Source organism: Vibrio thalassae (genome assembly GCF_900089835.1).
Classification (GTDB): Bacteria; Pseudomonadota; Gammaproteobacteria; order Enterobacterales; family Vibrionaceae; genus Vibrio; species Vibrio thalassae.
This window is the reverse complement of record NZ_OANU01000037.1, coordinates 62,354-77,683: the sequence shown is the minus strand read 5'-3', so window position 1 is coordinate 77,683 and position 15,330 is coordinate 62,354. Positions and strand designations below refer to the sequence as shown.

Genomic DNA, 15,330 nt, shown 5'->3' with positions numbered 1-15,330 from the left:
TGGTCACTTCGTTTCATTGAAACCTAATTTGATACCGCTCTTTATTAAGAGAAATATCTAATTTGATTATCATCAACGAGTGCCCACACAGATTGATAGGTTTATATTGTTAAAGAGCTTGTTTTGAGCTTCACTCAAAACGGACGGCCATTTTAGCGAGATAAGTTGTCGTGTCAACCACTTTTTTCAACTTATTTTGCTAAGCTTCTTAGAAGCTTGAGACCTTCTGACCGAATGCGAACTTTCGTCTGCGTTCCCGTGTCAGCGAGGGGGCATTATAGAGATCGAAATCTTCTTGGCAACCCTTTTTTTGAAGTTTTTCGCATTTTTTTATCGTTCGATTAAAATCAAATCAAAACGACGTAAAAATCGACATTTTCTTGTTAGAGCTGGGCAAATTTCTCTGCAAACACACTCACTTTGTCCCAGTTCGTATACTCCACTTCTTTTGAAGTATCCGTCTCCCCACCCGTCATCGTCATAATCAGTTTAATCATAAAGCGGTCGAACGAATTATAACGAGGGTAATACAATGCCCCCGCAAACACACCGATCAGTTCTGGTTGCCAAGGTGACTTTTTCAAGAAGGTTTGAACATAGACACTGCCTTCGGGTGTGTCTTTTCCTTGTTGTTCTTTTCTCGCCGTTAGGTTAACGCAGAAAAATGCTGCTTTCATTGAACTTAACTTGGCACTATTAGCCGTTAGAAACTGGTAGAGCTTTTTATTAAGACGCCCATAGCGAATCGATGCTCCAATCAACACTTTGTCAAATTCTTCAAGATTAATACTCATCTCTTCATGCAGATTCACGATAGTGGCATTGCTGTCACCTAAATGCTCTGCGATACGAGTGATAATTTTTGTCGTTTGTCCTTCTCGAGAAGAATAGAGATAGAGAATTTTTTCCACGATGTTTCCTTTACCTAATCATAGGCCGCTTAACTACGCCAAAATGCAGGAGTTAATAAAATAAGAAGGGTAAATACTTCAAGTCGACCAAATAGCATCGAAACGATAAGCACCCACTTCGCACTATCATTGACCTCTCCAAAGTGGACAGCCACTTCACCTAGCCCCGGTCCGAGATTATTTAGCGTTGCAGCTACGGCCGAAAACGCACTCAATTCATCCATACCGGTGGCAATAAGCGCCAACATACAGACGACAAATACCAGTGCATAGGCTGAAAAGAACCCCCAAACTGCATCGACTACTCGTTGAGGAAGGGCGCTCCCGCCTACCTTAATAGTATATACCGCCCTTGGGTGCACGAGACGTTTCATCTCACGAGCCCCCTGCAAAGTAAGCAATAGGATACGAATTACCTTCATACCACCACCTGTCGAACCCGCACAGCCTCCAATAAAGGAGGAGAACAATAGCAATACTGGTAGAAACAACGGCCACTCGGAAAAGCCGGTTGTCGTAAAACCAGCTGTCGTCGAGATGGATACAGACTGGAACAGAGCCTGATCAAATGCATCGTAAACTGAGTTGTAAGAGTGATGCTTCAATAGAATAAGGAAGCAAATCAGGAACAACACCACTTGAATAAAGATAAACGCTCTAAATTCTGGGTCTTTCCAATAGTACTTAGGATGTACGCCACCAGAAGCAAAGGCAGCAAAGTGCAATGAGTAGTTACATGCAGATATAAGCAGGAATACCACAGTAATCATGTTAATAGCATGGCTATCAAAATACCCCATACTCGCATCGTGAGTAGAGAATCCGCCTATCGCAATCGTCGAGAAACTGTGGGCTATCGCATCAAACGGTGTCATACCAGCTACCCAGAACGCAGCAGCACAAGCAATAGTCAAGCTCAAGTAGATGTACCAAAGCGCCTTTGCTGTCTCAGCAATTCGAGGCGTCATTTTGCTGTCTTTTACTGGTCCAGGAATTTCTGCTCTGTATAGCTGCATACCACCGATGCCCAGTACAGGTAAAATGGCCACGGCGAGTACAATGATCCCCATTCCTCCAAACCACTGCAGAAGTTGGCGATAAAACAGTATCGCTTTGGGTAATTCATCCAGCCCGACAATCACAGTCGCGCCCGTCGTGGTTAAAGCCGAGAAAGATTCAAAGAACGCATCTGTTATCGATACATTAGGGAAATCTGAGATAAGGAACGGTAAAGCACCAGCACTGCCAATTACCGTCCAAAACAAAACGACAATAAGGAAGCCATCTCTCGCTTTAAGTTCATGCTTGTGACGTCGATTAGGGAACCAGAAAAAGGCACCACACATTAACAACACAAAAAAGGTGGTAACAAAAGGCACACCCGCACCATCACGATAGATGAGCGCGACCAAAGCTGGTGCCAACATTGAAACACTAAACAGCGCTAATAGAAGCCCTACAATGCGGATTATGGATCGAAATTGCATATATTTTGAATGAAGCTACGCTTCGTTACGTCCTAGTTGTGTTCGACAGGAGAAACCATGGTCTTGGCTCCACTTTTATTTATTATGCTTTGTGTGAGTGCATCAACCTTATTCACCTCAACTTCGACAATAAGGGTAACTGTATCGCTATAGTAGGACTCTACTTCTACTGCAGAGAATTTACTAAGTTCAGACTGAGCGGTAGCTACAAATGCATAGTCTAACTCTAGTCGTAATTGTGTGGTGATTTTTTTTTCGATTGTTTGAATCAGCTTAAGTGCTTGTTGAACACCTCCACCATAAGCTTTGACCAATCCCCCTGTTCCTAGCCTAATTCCACCATAATAACGGGTAACCACTGCCGCCAGCTCTCCAATCCCAGAGCCACTCAGTTGCGCCAAGATGGGTTTTCCGGCTGTCCCTGATGGTTCTCCATCATCGCTAAATCCCCACATCATTGAATTCTCAGGACGACCTGCGACAAAACCCCAGCAATTATGTCTCGCATTGCTGTGTTCTTTCTTCACACCATCGATAAAAGCTTTAGCACTTTCAATACTCGGCGTATGGGCAATTTGTGTGATGAAGACACTCTTTTTGATTTCTTCTTCAAAAATCACCGAGTGCTCTGGTATCAAGTATGCAGTTGAGTTCATTAGGATTTATGAGATCTGTAGCCTAAAAGGGGTATTCTAACACGGGCAAATAGGATTGACTCCAAGATTGGACCCTGGTCATAATGTTAAACAGTTGTTTAAAAAATGTATTGAAATTAAATTCAATGCGGTTCAATATTAGACAACTGGTCTAACCAGAAGAAAAAACAATAACTACCGCTTTCGCACAATCACGGATTGTCTGTCACGGAGAATGACAATGATTTACCAATCTGAAACCCTACAGGTAAAGGAAGTACACAACGGCATCGCCGAACTGTGTTTTAGCTCTCCCCAGTCGGTCAATAAACTTGATCTGGCTACTCTTGAAGCCCTAGACAAAGCACTTGATGCTCTTGCAGCATGGAATGATTTAAAGGGTCTCATCCTCACTACAGATAAAAGCGCATTTATCGTTGGCGCTGATATCACGGAATTCTTAGGATTGTTTGCCAAACCAAAAGAAGAGCTCAAAGAGTGGCTTGGTTTTGCAAATAGTATCTTCAATAAGTTAGAAGACCTACCCGTTCCGACACTTTCAGCCCTAAAAGGTCACACGCTTGGTGGCGGTTGTGAGTGTGTATTAGCCACAGATTTTAGAATTGGTGACAAAACCACCAGCATCGGCCTTCCAGAGACAAAACTTGGCATTATGCCTGGCTTTGGCGGTACCGTGCGTCTACCACGCCTCATTGGTGCCGATAGCGCGATGGAAATCATCACACAAGGTAAAGCATGTCGCTCAGGTGAAGCGCTCAAGCTTGGTTTACTCGACGCCATCGTCGAAACCGATGCCCTGTATGAATCTGCACTTAACACAATTCAATTAGCCATCAATGAGAAAATCGATTGGAAAGCGCGCCGCCAAGCGAAAGTGTCTCCACTGACACTGAGTAAGCTTGAAGCGATGATGAGCTTCACCATGGCTAAAGGCCTTGTTGCTCAAAAAGCCGGTCCACATTATCCAGCACCAATGGCTGCAGTAAAAGCGATTGAAGAAGCTGCTCGCTCTGGCCGAGATCAGGCACTTGATGTGGAAGCAAATTACTTTATACAACTGGCAGGCTCTGATGTAGCTAACGCACTAGTAGGTATCTTCCTTAACGATCAATATATTAAAGGTCTTGCTAAGAAAGCTGCGAAATCAGGTAAAGACACCGAACGTGCTGCCGTACTAGGTGCTGGTATCATGGGTGGCGGTATTGCTTATCAGTCTGCGCTTAAAGGCGTACCCGTCATCATGAAAGATATTGCTCAAGCTTCTTTAGAACTTGGTATGACTGAAGCATCCAAACTGCTCAACAAACGCTTGCAACGCGGTCGTATTGATGGCTTTAAGATGGCTGGCGTTTTGGCATCTATCACTCCAAGCCTTCATTACGCTGGCATAGAGCAGAGCGATGTGATTGTCGAGGCTGTGGTTGAGAATCCAAAGATCAAGGCGTCAGTATTGAGCGAAGTCGAAGGATTGGTCGGTGAGAATACTGTTATTGCATCGAATACGTCGACGATTCCTATTAATGTCCTTGCAAAATCACTCAAACGCCCAGAAAACTTCTGTGGCATGCACTTCTTTAATCCAGTACATCGTATGCCACTGGTCGAAATCATTCGAGGTGAGCACACGTCAGAAGAAACCATTAATCGTGTTGTGGCTTACGCAGCAAAAATGGGGAAATCGCCAATCGTGGTTAATGATTGCCCAGGGTTCTTTGTTAACCGCGTACTCTTCCCATACTTTGGCGGCTTCAGTCAGCTATTAAGTGATGGTGCAGACTTTATTCAGATTGATAAGGTTATGGAACGCAAGTTTGGCTGGCCGATGGGTCCTGCTTACTTACTTGATGTGGTTGGTATTGATACCGCTCATCACGCTCAAGCGGTAATGGCGGAAGGATTCCCTGAGCGTATGGCTAAAGAAGAGCGCGATGCAATCGATGTTCTCTTTAGCAATACTCGCTACGGTCAGAAAAATGGCTCTGGCTTCTATGCCTATACTACAGACAAACGTGGCCGACCGAAGAAAGCACCAAGCGAAGACGTCACCAGCTTGCTAGAACCGGTTTGTAAACCAAGTCAGGCGTTTGATGACGATACCATCATTCAACGTATGATGATTCCAATGATCAATGAAGTGGCCCTTTGCTTAGAAGAAGGCATCATTGCCACACCTCAAGAAGCAGACATGGCTCTGGTATATGGGCTGGGCTTCCCTCCATTCCGTGGTGGTGTATTCCGTTACCTAGATAGCATTGGTATCGATAATTACGTAGCAATGGCAAAACAGTACGAGTCATTGGGTGCAATGTACAAAGTCCCTCAGTCGCTAGTAGACATGGCAAGCTCTGGTAAGCGCTTCTATGAACTTCAGCAAACTGGCTCACTGTAATTATCCATTGGAAGAGGAATATCAAAATGAAAAATGTTGTCGTTGTTGATTGTCTTCGCACACCGATGGGTCGTTCCAAAGGTGGTGCATTTAGACATCAACGTGCTGAAGATCTATCAGCGCATCTTATGAAAGGGATTTTGGCTCGCAACCCACAAGTCAAACCAGAAGAAATTGAAGATATCTATTGGGGCTGCGTACAGCAAACATTAGAGCAAGGCTTTAACGTGGCGCGTAACGCTGCATTACTCGCAGGCTTACCGATAGAAATAGGTGCGGTTACCGTTAACCGCTTGTGTGGTTCATCAATGCAGGCTCTGCATGATGCAGCACGCTCTATCATGGTAGGCGACGCAGAAATCTGCCTTATCGGTGGTGTAGAGCATATGGGACACGTCCCAATGACTCACGGCGTTGACTTTCATCCACAGTTGTCAAAGAACGTTGCAAAAGCAGCCGGCATGATGGGTTTAACCGCCGAGATGTTAGGTAAACTGCATGGTATTAGTCGTGAGCAGCAAGATGAATTTGCTGCTCGTAGTCATCAGCGAGCACAAGCTGCCACGGTAGAAGGTCGCTTTAAAAACGAAATCCTACCAACAGAAGGTCACGCAGAGGACGGGTCTCTGTTCACTTTAGATTACGATGAAGTCATCCGTCCGGAAACTAACGTAGAAGGTCTATCTAAGCTTCGCCCTGTATTTGACCCGGTAAACGGCACCGTCACAGCTGGGACATCATCCGCACTGTCTGATGGTGCTTCTGCCATGTTGATCATGAGTGAGGAAAAAGCCAACGAACTGGGTCTGCCAATTCGTGCAAAAATCCGCTCAATGGCTATTGCTGGTTGCGATCCATCTATTATGGGTTACGGCCCAGTACCCGCGACTCAAAAGGCGTTAAAACGTGCTGGTTTAACAATGGATGATATTGATATTGTTGAGCTTAATGAGGCATTTGCCGCTCAGTCACTACCATGTGCTAAGGATCTCGGTCTATTGGATGTGGTTGACGAGAAAGTTAACCTTAACGGTGGTGCCATCGCGCTTGGGCACCCGTTGGGCTGCTCAGGCTCTCGCATATCCACTACACTCATCAATATCATGGAAAGCAAAGATGCGAAGATTGGTCTAGCCACTATGTGTATTGGTTTAGGTCAGGGCATCGCGACCATATTTGAACGTCCATAGCCCAATTTCGACCACCAAACAGCTCCGCTTGCGGGGCTGTTTTTATTTATGCATAAAACGCATGCATCAAATGTTCAAGTTTCATTTTTTTTTGTGAATTTGTCGCCTACACTTTGCAGCAGATAACACGTCAACTCATTGGAGACAAACATGTTCAAAGCACTGTTACTTAATCAAGAAGATAAAAAAACAATCGCTACTATTTCACAAATAGATGAGTCTCAACTTCCAGAAGGTAATGTAAAAATAGATGTAAAATATTCATCTTTGAACTACAAAGATGGGTTGGCAATTACTGGTAAAGGTAAAATTATCCACAATTTCCCAATGGTACCGGGTATCGATCTTTCTGGCGTAGTGTCTCAATCTGATGACCCTCGTTACAAGGAAGGCGACGGAGTGGTTCTCACTGGCTGGGGGGTCGGTGAGAATCACTGGGGTGGCATGGCTGAGAAAGCAAGCTTAAACGGTGACTGGTTAGTACCATTACCAGCAGGTCTAGACGCTGAGAAAGTGATGGCTATCGGTACTGCTGGTTTTACGGCAATGCTTTGTGTGCAAGCTATCGTTGATGCTGGTGTCAAACCAGAAGATGGTGAAGTCTTAGTGACTGGCGCAAGTGGTGGCGTAGGTAGTGTCTCTGTCACACTACTAAACCAACTAGGTTATAAAGTTGCCGCTGTAACAGGCCGCGCTTCAGAAAACGGTGAATTACTGACTTCTCTTGGCGCTTCTCGCATTGTTGAGCGTAGTGAACTTGAAGAGCCAGCTAAACCACTTGAGCGTCAAGTTTGGGCTGCAGCAGTTGATACTGTAGGTAGCAAACTTCTAGCGAAAGTATTGGCCCAAATGAACTATAACGGTGTGGTTGCGGCATGTGGTCTTGCTGGCGGTTTCGATTTACCAACGACGGTTATGCCATTCATTTTGCGTAACGTTCGCCTACAAGGTGTTGATTCAGTAATGTGTCCTCGCGAAAAACGCGTTAAAGCATGGGAACAACTTGCTACTTTGCTTCCTGAGTCATATTACGCACAAGCGAGCAAAACTATGGCACTAGAAGACGCTATTCAAGCAGCAGAAGATATCACTAATGGCGCTATTACAGGCCGTGTGACCATCAAAATCTAAACGTTAAATCATACGTTTTAAGGCCGACTAATGTCGGCCTTTTGTTTATCCCAAACCCACATCTTCAATACGTTTAGCGATCAACTCACCACACTCTTGTTTCAACACTTTTCGCAACCATTGTTGTGATTCAGATGTATCGCAACGCGAGTGCCAAATCAAAGAGTAATCGAACGGTGTAAACGCAAATGGCAGAGGCTTAATAACTAAGTCATAACGCTCCGCAACCAAATACGCCAAATCGGCAGGAACGGTGATGATAAGTGGCATCGCATCAACAATCGCCAGCGCGGCTTCAAGATGATAGGCACGTAAGACCATTCGTCTTGGCTTTTGATTGACTAACGCAGCATCAAGTAAAGATTTAACGCCATTGCTTATCGCAATCATGGCATGAGGAGCATGGATATAGTCTTCTAGGGACAAGGGTTTATCCGCGAGAGGATGCTGTTTAGACACCAAACACGATACACCTACGGGACCTAATATGTCTTGATGCAGCGGCGACACGGACCCCGATGGTCGACAGATAGCCATATCAACCTTGTCGGTACTCAGCTGCTTAAAGAGATTTTCGTGTTGAAGCGGCGCAAACTCTAACGAGATATTCGGCGCTTGTTGATAGACCTTAGGTAAAGCATAGGGAAGTATGGTCTGCATAGCGTAGTCCGTTGTAGCAATCAGAAAACGCTCGTTACAGTAATATGGATTGAACTCGCTTGGCGTTAGCAATTGACGGAACGATTCTAACGGCGCATCAATTTGTTTGCAGATTTCTAGAGCTTTACTGGTTGGAATAATTCGCTGTCCTTGGCGAGTAAATAGTGGGTCGCCCAGTAAATCTCTCAATCGACCTAAAACACGACTGGTTGCAGACTGACTGAGGTTTAAACGCACAGCGGCTTGACTAACACTACCTTCTTCAACCAACACTTTTAACGCAACCAACAGATTCAGGTCACGACGATAGATTTCTTCGAGTTCCATAAACACGTCCTAATGGGTTCTTTTATAGTGTACACCGAGCCTAGATAAGTTTACTGGGCTTCAGATAAAAAAAATCCCGCCTTTCACAGCGGGGAAGCCCAAGAAAATGGGGATAGTGTCGGAATGTCGTATAGTGTCAGAAATCTATATTAGCCAGATGTTTATAGAATGTTAATTTTCTTGTTCTTCTGAAACATCTTGCCAGCGTCTCATTTCAATCCAGATCCCAAAAATTGAAGCGCTCAATCCAATTAAAGGAAAGAAACTGGTCTCTGATGAAGTCTTTAATACCAAGGCACAGAAGGCAATAAAGCAAAGCACCGAATAAATGGTCAATCTATCTAAAGCGGTCAACATAGCTACTCCTTCGCCTCTTTGTTACCAACTTGTTAAATAAAGTTAAAACAAAAAAATCGATTTGCCAAGAGTTATTGCATATTTTTTCTTCATAAGTAGAATTTGAGCTGTTTTTTATAGATAAGAGCACATCATGACAATCAATACCGAACTCGCCACGCAGACTTTAGAAGCAGAAGGCTTGCGCTGCCCAGAGCCCGTGATGATGGTCAGGAAGACAATTCGTAAGATGGAACAAGGGGAAGTGTTGTTAGTGAAAGCAGACGATCCCTCTACTACGAGAGATATCCCAAGCTTCTGCCGTTTTATGGATCATCAATTACTCGGCTCGCAAACGGAATCCATACCTTACCTTTACTTAATCAAGAAAGGTCTCGCTTAAAGAATCAAAAAAGGTCTCGCTTAAAGAATCAAAAAAGGCTGCATCATGCAGCCTTTTTACTATTCATCATATTCAAGCGTTCTGACTTCCGCTTGCAATTGCCTAATCTGCTTTTGCATTGCACGCATCTCATTATGCATGGGAATCAAGTGTTGCACTCTAATCCACGACTCAACAGAGAGTCCTGCCATAACAATGGCGCCAACAACCATAGGCGTCCACATATCGGTCAATGCCATTCCAAGGACCGTCAACACAAACCCAAATGTGAACAAATAACTTTGACTTTTTGCGGTCATTCCTGTGTAACGTGTAAGCATAATGTTGCCCTCTCGCTAGGATCCACATGATTAAAGTAGCATGACAATTGTGATACTAATATGTCATCCATCACGAAATTCGTTAGATTTGAATCAGAGTTTGATCTTAAGTAATTTCTTAGTAGTTACTTGATATTGTTATTAAAAAGCAATCGAGCCAACGGCTAAAGCCACAAACAGTATTGCGGTAATACGGCGTATCCAATCAAGGGGGAGTCGGTCAGCAGAAAACTTACCTATCAAGACCACAGGAACATTTGCTAACAACATACCAATCGTCGTCCCCAGAATGACCATCATCAGCGCATCAGCGTACTGTGCCCCTAATATTGATGTCGCAATTTGCGTTTTATCGCCAATTTCAGCAATAAAAAATGCAATGAAACTGGCCATAAAAGGCCCTCGATTAGAAAGGCTCTCTTGTTCATCTAATTTATCAGGAATCAACACCCACGCAGCCATCGCTAAAAAGCTGACGACCAGTACCCATTTTAATACCTGCGGAGAAAGATGATCAGCGACAACGACACCTAACCAAGCGGCGAGCGCATGGTTGGCAATTGTGGCAAAAAAAATGGCAGCAATAATGGGAAAAGGTTTACGGTAACGACTGGCCAATAGAAATGAGAGAAGTTGGGTTTTATCCCCAATCTCAGCTAAGGCGACGGTAGTAATTGAAATAGCTAAAACGCTCACGACATGCTCTAAGGGGCAGAGATTGTAGTTTTTAACCTATAGACAAGCCTCGCGCCCCACCCCGGTTCACGGTACTTATCTATGGTCTTGCTAAACTTGCTGGCACAAGTCTCGAACGCCACGGTGATTTTGCACCAATTATGTTGACGAACGAATTCTGACTCATGTTAAAGCCAGAATAAGCTACTCCCCAGAGATGTCGATATTGTAATCACACTACTCGCCAAATTCAACCATGATACCCTCTCTAGACTCTTGGTCCGAAGATAAAATAGAAAATCTGACCTTTTTTCGCGTAATGACGATTAATTAACCACTTTTACCCCTACTCCCCTAAGGAATTACTGGGTATACTTGATCGTTATTTTTACCTTTTTCAGATAAAGAATCGCGCGAATTGACTATGCAAAAATACGATATCAAAACCTTCCAGGGAATGATCCTCGCGCTGCAGGATTATTGGGCACAAAACGGCTGTACTATTGTACAACCTCTAGATATGGAAGTAGGTGCGGGCACCTCTCACCCAATGACATGTCTGCGCGCACTTGGCCCAGAGCCAATGTCGACAGCCTATGTCCAACCATCTCGTCGTCCTACTGATGGTCGCTATGGTGAAAACCCGAACCGACTACAGCACTACTATCAATTTCAGGTAGCGCTAAAGCCTTCTCCAGATAACATTCAGGAGTTGTATCTAGGCTCACTAGAGGTGCTTGGTGTCGATCCGTTAGTTCATGATATTCGCTTCGTAGAAGACAACTGGGAAAACCCAACGCTAGGTGCATGGGGCCTTGGTTGGGAAGTTTGGTTAAACGGCATGGAAGTGACGCAGTTTACTTACTTCCAACAGGTTGGCGGCCTAGAGTGTAAGCCTGTAACAGGTGAAATCACCTATGGTATCGAGCGCCTTGCTATGTATATCCAAGAAGTTGACTCTGTCTACGACCTAGTATGGAACATTGCGCCAGACGGCAGCGCCGTGACTTACGGTGATATCTTCCATCAGAACGAAGTTGAGCAATCCACTTACAACTTCGAGCATGCTGACGTTGATTTCTTATTTTCGTACTTCGATCAGTGTGAGAAAGAAACCAAAAAGCTGTTAGAGTTAGAGAAACCTCTTCCTCTTCCAGCTTACGAGCGCATCCTAAAAGCAGCTCACGCATTCAACTTGCTTGATGCTCGTAAAGCTATTTCTGTGACAGAGCGCCAACGTTACATTCTTCGCATCCGCAACCTGACTAAGTCAGTAGCAGAAGCATACTACGCATCACGTGAAGCACTTGGCTTCCCAATGTGTAAGAAATAAGGCGAGGAGACAGTAATCATGGCAAAAGAATTTTTAATTGAACTTGGTACTGAAGAGCTACCACCAACGCAACTTCGTACTCTTGCTGAAGCATTTGCAGCAAACTTTGAGTCTGAACTGAAAGAAGCCAACTTAACACACGAAGGTGTGAAATGGTATGCCGCTCCTCGTCGCTTAGCGCTTAAGGTTGCAGCATTGGCTGAAGGCCAAGCTGACAAAGTCGTAGAAAAGCGCGGTCCTGCTGTATCGGTAGCTTTCGATGCCGATGGTAATGCAACGAAAGCAGCACAAGGCTGGGCTCGTGGTAACGGCATCACCGTTGATCAAGCAGAACGCTTAGTCACAGATAAAGGTGAATGGCTACTATTCAAGCAAGAGATGAAAGGTCAGGCAACGTCTGAGATCATCGTTGAACTTGCGGCGAAAGCACTCGCCAATCTACCGATTGCAAAACCAATGCGTTGGGGTGATAAAACCACTCAATTTATCCGACCAGTTAAAACACTGACAATGCTGATGGGTTCTGACCTTATTGAAGGCGAAATCCTAGGTGTTGCCTCTGATCGCACGATCCGTGGTCACCGTTTTATGGGTGAACAAGAGTTCACTATCGAATCTGCAGAGCAATACCCAGCAATTCTAGAAGAGCGCGGTAAGGTAATGGCAGATTATGAAGCACGTAAGGCCATCATCCTAGCAGACTCGCAAAAAGCAGCAGCAGCGGTTGGCGGTGTCGCGGATCTTGAAGATGACTTAGTCGAAGAAGTGACGTCTCTGGTTGAATGGCCAGTCGTTCTCACAGCCAAATTTGAAGAAGAGTTCCTAAAAGTACCGTCTGAAGCGTTGGTTTACACCATGAAGGGTGACCAAAAATACTTCCCTGTTTACGACGAGAACAAGAAGCTACTACCAAACTTCATCTTCGTTTCTAATATCGAATCGAAAGAGCCTCGCTACGTTATCGAAGGTAACGAGAAAGTTGTCCGTCCTCGTCTAGCCGACGCTGAGTTCTTCTTTAACACCGATCGTAAGCGCCCGCTTATCGACCGTCTACCTGAGTTAGAGCAAGCTATCTTCCAGAAGCAGCTTGGTACTATCAAAGATAAGACAGACCGTATCACCGAGCTTGCTGGCTACATTGCTGAGCAAATCGACGCTGACGTTGAAAAATCTAAGCGTGCAGGTCTGCTGGCTAAATGTGACCTAATGACATCGATGGTATTCGAATTTACCGATACTCAAGGTGTGATGGGTATGCACTATGCCACACACGATGGTGAAGATGAGCAAGTGGCTTTAGCGCTTTACGAGCAATACATGCCTCGTTTCGCTGGTGATGAACTACCGAGCACAGGTATCTCATCAGCTGTCGCAATGGCAGACAAGCTAGATACGATTGTGGGTATCTTCGGTATTGGCCAAGCACCTAAGGGCTCTGACCCATTTGCACTTCGTCGTGCATCGCTAGGTGTGCTACGTATTATCGTAGAAAACGGCTACAACCTAGACCTTACAGACCTTATCGCAAAAGCAAAATCTTTGTTTGGCGACAAGTTAACCAATGCAAATGTTGAAGAAGACGTGCTTGAATTCATGCTGGGTCGTTTCAACGCATGGTATAAAGACGAAGGTTTCAGCGTCGACATTATCCAAGCGGTATTGGCACGTCGTCCAACTAAACCTGCTGATTTTGACCAGCGTGTGAAAGCGGTATCTCACTTCCGTGAATTGGAAGCGGCAGAATCACTAGCAGCAGCAAACAAGCGTGTGGGTAATATCCTTGCCAAGTTTGATGGTGAACTCGCAGCTGATATCGACCTTGCACTTCTACAAGAAGATGCTGAAAAAGTATTGGCAGAAAACGTAGAAGTCATGACAGAAGCACTGGAGCCGGCTTTCGCTACAGGTAACTACCAAGAAGCGCTAAGCAAGCTAGCTGATCTTCGTGAACCGGTTGATGCTTTCTTCGACAATGTAATGGTAATGGCAGACGATGAGGCGCTGAAGAAAAACCGCCTAACACTGCTGAACAACCTACGTAACCTATTCTTGCAAATTGCTGATATCTCTCTGATTCAAAAGTAATTTACTAGAAAAGTTGCAAAAGCCCAGTTACCCAACTGGGCTTTTTTTTATTCCCACTACAAATAGTGCTTTGACTCACAGTTTCATTAATGTATGTTCAAAGATTAATCTTGCCACCAGCAGGATAAAAAACCGAAAAAATATAACAAGTGAACACAATGAACTAGGTACAGCAATGCAATTTTCTAAGTTTGGTGAAAAATTTAATCGTTACTCAGGTATTACCCAATTAATGGATGATCTTAATGATGGCCTCCGCACTCCAGGTGCCATTATGCTCGGTGGTGGTAACCCAGCCGCCATCCCAGCCATGCTCGAGTACTTTCACCAAGCCAGTGCCAATATCCTTGCCAATGGCGATCTCGTCGCGGCGATAGCTAACTATGATGGCCCACAAGGAAAAGATGCTTTTGTTAAAGCGCTTGCTAAGCTGCTGCGTGACACCTATGGCTGGACAATTACAGAAAAGAACATCAGCTTAACCAATGGCAGTCAGAGTGGTTTTTTCTATCTGTTCAACTTGCTTGCAGGTAAACAACCCGATGGCTCGCACAAGAAAATTCTATTGCCGATTGCCCCAGAGTATATTGGCTATGGTGACGCGGGCATTGATGAAGATATCTTCGTCTCTTATCACCCAGAGATAGAATTACTCGACGGTGGCTTATTCAAATACCATGTCGATTTTGAGCACCTGAAGATAGATGATTCCGTCGCTGCCATTTGCGCATCGCGTCCAACCAACCCAACGGGCAACGTACTGACTGACGAAGAGATCCACAAGCTCGATAAACTGGCTCGCGCCAACAATATCCCACTGATTATTGATAATGCTTATGGTCTGCCATTCCCAAACATCATTTTTGAAGATGTCGAACCATTTTGGAATGAGAATACCATTCTATGTATGAGCCTATCTAAGCTTGGGTTACCAGGCCTGCGCTGTGGCATTGTTATTGCGAGTGAAGAAGTCACACAAGCGATGACCAATATGAATGGCATCATTAGTCTTGCTCCAGGGAGTTTTGGCCCTGCGCTTGCCAACCATATGATTGAAAAAGGCGATCTGCTGGATTTAAGCTCGAATGTCATTAAACCTTTCTATCAGCAGAAATCACTGCGTGCGGTAGAATTACTGCAATCAGCCATCACCGACCCACGTTTTAGAATTCACAAACCAGAGGGAGCTATTTTCTTATGGCTTTGGTTTGATGAATTACCGATTACCACCATGGCGCTATACCAACGACTGAAAGACCGTGGTGTATTAATTGTTCCTGGTGAATACTTCTTTATTGGTCAAGAAGACGAGTGGGATCATGCGCATCAGTGCTTACGTATGAACTATGTACAAGACGATGAAAAAATGCAGCAAGGGATCGCTATCATTGCCGAAGAAGTCGCGAAAGCCTACGCTGAAGCTTAAA

14 protein-coding genes are annotated in these 15,330 nt (G+C 44.7%); 7 read left to right on the top strand and 7 right to left on the bottom strand.

All coding sequences use genetic code 11. The annotated features are described in order from the left end of the window. Nucleotides 1–383 precede the first annotated feature (383 nt). The 3 genes from hemG to VTH8203_RS12760 are packed head-to-tail and all read right to left on the bottom strand — an operon-like array spanning nt 384 to nt 3,054. The gene (hemG, locus tag VTH8203_RS12770) at nt 384–911 is read right to left on the bottom strand and encodes a menaquinone-dependent protoporphyrinogen IX dehydrogenase (RefSeq protein ID WP_096994018.1); all 528 of its coding nucleotides are present in this window, start codon (nt 909–911) and stop codon (nt 384–386) included. 29 nt (nt 912–940) lie between these two features. Continuing rightward, on the bottom strand, nt 941–2,398 hold the full coding sequence (locus VTH8203_RS12765) for a TrkH family potassium uptake protein (protein WP_096994017.1): 1,458 nt from the start codon (nt 2,396–2,398) through the stop codon (nt 941–943). 32 nt (nt 2,399–2,430) lie between these two features. After that, nucleotides 2,431–3,054 carry a YigZ family protein gene (locus VTH8203_RS12760; protein WP_096994016.1) on the bottom strand — a complete coding sequence of 208 codons (624 nt, stop codon included), beginning with the start codon at nt 3,052–3,054 and terminating at the stop codon, nt 2,431–2,433. A gap of 220 nt (nt 3,055–3,274) precedes the next feature. On the opposite strand from VTH8203_RS12760, the gene fadB reads away from it, so the two are divergent. From fadB to acuI, 3 genes are all read left to right on the top strand, one after another. Further along, nucleotides 3,275–5,443 carry a fatty acid oxidation complex subunit alpha FadB gene (fadB, locus tag VTH8203_RS12755; RefSeq protein WP_096994015.1) on the top strand — a complete coding sequence of 723 codons (2,169 nt, stop codon included), beginning with the start codon at nt 3,275–3,277 and terminating at the stop codon, nt 5,441–5,443. 26 nt (nt 5,444–5,469) lie between these two features. Continuing rightward, complete coding sequence (fadA, locus tag VTH8203_RS12750) at nt 5,470–6,633, top strand: acetyl-CoA C-acyltransferase FadA (protein WP_096994014.1); 1,164 nt, start codon at nt 5,470–5,472, stop codon at nt 6,631–6,633. Nucleotides 6,634–6,783: 150 nt separating this feature from the next. Further along, nucleotides 6,784–7,764 (top strand): acrylyl-CoA reductase (NADPH), encoded by a 981-nt coding sequence (acuI, locus tag VTH8203_RS12745; protein ID WP_096994013.1) that lies wholly within the window; start codon nt 6,784–6,786, stop codon nt 7,762–7,764. Between the two features lie 45 nt (nt 7,765–7,809). Here acuI and VTH8203_RS12740 read toward each other — a convergent pair whose 3' ends face one another. Together VTH8203_RS12740 and VTH8203_RS12735 are read right to left on the bottom strand one after the other, a co-directional pair. After that, nucleotides 7,810–8,751 (bottom strand): LysR family transcriptional regulator, encoded by a 942-nt coding sequence (locus VTH8203_RS12740; RefSeq protein WP_096994012.1) that lies wholly within the window; start codon nt 8,749–8,751, stop codon nt 7,810–7,812. Between the two features lie 171 nt (nt 8,752–8,922). Next, on the bottom strand, nt 8,923–9,108 hold the full coding sequence (locus VTH8203_RS12735) for a hypothetical protein (protein WP_096994011.1): 186 nt from the start codon (nt 9,106–9,108) through the stop codon (nt 8,923–8,925). Nucleotides 9,109–9,241: 133 nt separating this feature from the next. On the opposite strand from VTH8203_RS12735, the gene tusA reads away from it, so the two are divergent. Next, nucleotides 9,242–9,490, top strand: coding sequence for a sulfurtransferase TusA (gene tusA, locus VTH8203_RS12730; protein ID WP_096994010.1), 249 nt, complete (start codon nt 9,242–9,244; stop codon nt 9,488–9,490). Between the two features lie 59 nt (nt 9,491–9,549). On the opposite strand, the gene VTH8203_RS12725 is transcribed toward tusA, so the two are convergent. Then, nucleotides 9,550–9,810, bottom strand: coding sequence for a hypothetical protein (locus VTH8203_RS12725; RefSeq protein ID WP_096994009.1), 261 nt, complete (start codon nt 9,808–9,810; stop codon nt 9,550–9,552). 141 nt (nt 9,811–9,951) lie between these two features. Then, nucleotides 9,952–10,506, bottom strand: coding sequence for a TMEM165/GDT1 family protein (locus VTH8203_RS12720; RefSeq protein ID WP_096994008.1), 555 nt, complete (start codon nt 10,504–10,506; stop codon nt 9,952–9,954). A 403-nt stretch (nt 10,507–10,909) separates the two neighbouring features. Between VTH8203_RS12720 and glyQ the strand changes: the two genes are divergently transcribed. The 3 genes from glyQ to VTH8203_RS12705 all read left to right on the top strand — a co-directional run bounded on the left by glyQ (nt 10,910) and on the right by VTH8203_RS12705 (nt 15,329). Then, complete coding sequence (gene glyQ, locus VTH8203_RS12715) at nt 10,910–11,818, top strand: glycine--tRNA ligase subunit alpha (RefSeq protein ID WP_096994007.1); 909 nt, start codon at nt 10,910–10,912, stop codon at nt 11,816–11,818. A gap of 18 nt (nt 11,819–11,836) precedes the next feature. Next, a complete protein-coding gene (gene glyS, locus VTH8203_RS12710; RefSeq protein WP_096994006.1) occupies nt 11,837–13,903 on the top strand; it encodes a glycine--tRNA ligase subunit beta in 2,067 nt (688 codons plus the stop codon). Nucleotides 13,904–14,078: 175 nt separating this feature from the next. Further along, nucleotides 14,079–15,329, top strand: a complete 1,251-nt coding sequence (locus VTH8203_RS12705; protein ID WP_096994005.1) for a valine--pyruvate transaminase — start codon at nt 14,079–14,081, stop codon at nt 15,327–15,329. Nucleotide 15,330: the final 1 nt, after the last annotated feature.

Coding starts and splice junctions, on each gene's coding strand:
- VTH8203_RS12765 (WP_096994017.1), bottom strand. CDS start 2,398: ATGCAATTTCGATCCATAATCCGCATTGTAGGGCTTCTATTAGCGCTG.
- VTH8203_RS12760 (WP_096994016.1), bottom strand. CDS start 3,054: ATGAACTCAACTGCATACTTGATACCAGAGCACTCGGTGATTTTTGAA.
- fadB (WP_096994015.1), top strand. CDS start 3,275: ATGATTTACCAATCTGAAACCCTACAGGTAAAGGAAGTACACAACGGC.
- fadA (WP_096994014.1), top strand. CDS start 5,470: ATGAAAAATGTTGTCGTTGTTGATTGTCTTCGCACACCGATGGGTCGT.
- acuI (WP_096994013.1), top strand. CDS start 6,784: ATGTTCAAAGCACTGTTACTTAATCAAGAAGATAAAAAAACAATCGCT.
- VTH8203_RS12740 (WP_096994012.1), bottom strand. CDS start 8,751: ATGGAACTCGAAGAAATCTATCGTCGTGACCTGAATCTGTTGGTTGCG.
- VTH8203_RS12735 (WP_096994011.1), bottom strand. CDS start 9,108: ATGTTGACCGCTTTAGATAGATTGACCATTTATTCGGTGCTTTGCTTT.
- tusA (WP_096994010.1), top strand. CDS start 9,242: ATGACAATCAATACCGAACTCGCCACGCAGACTTTAGAAGCAGAAGGC.
- VTH8203_RS12725 (WP_096994009.1), bottom strand. CDS start 9,810: ATGCTTACACGTTACACAGGAATGACCGCAAAAAGTCAAAGTTATTTG.
- glyQ (WP_096994007.1), top strand. CDS start 10,910: ATGCAAAAATACGATATCAAAACCTTCCAGGGAATGATCCTCGCGCTG.
- glyS (WP_096994006.1), top strand. CDS start 11,837: ATGGCAAAAGAATTTTTAATTGAACTTGGTACTGAAGAGCTACCACCA.
- VTH8203_RS12705 (WP_096994005.1), top strand. CDS start 14,079: ATGCAATTTTCTAAGTTTGGTGAAAAATTTAATCGTTACTCAGGTATT.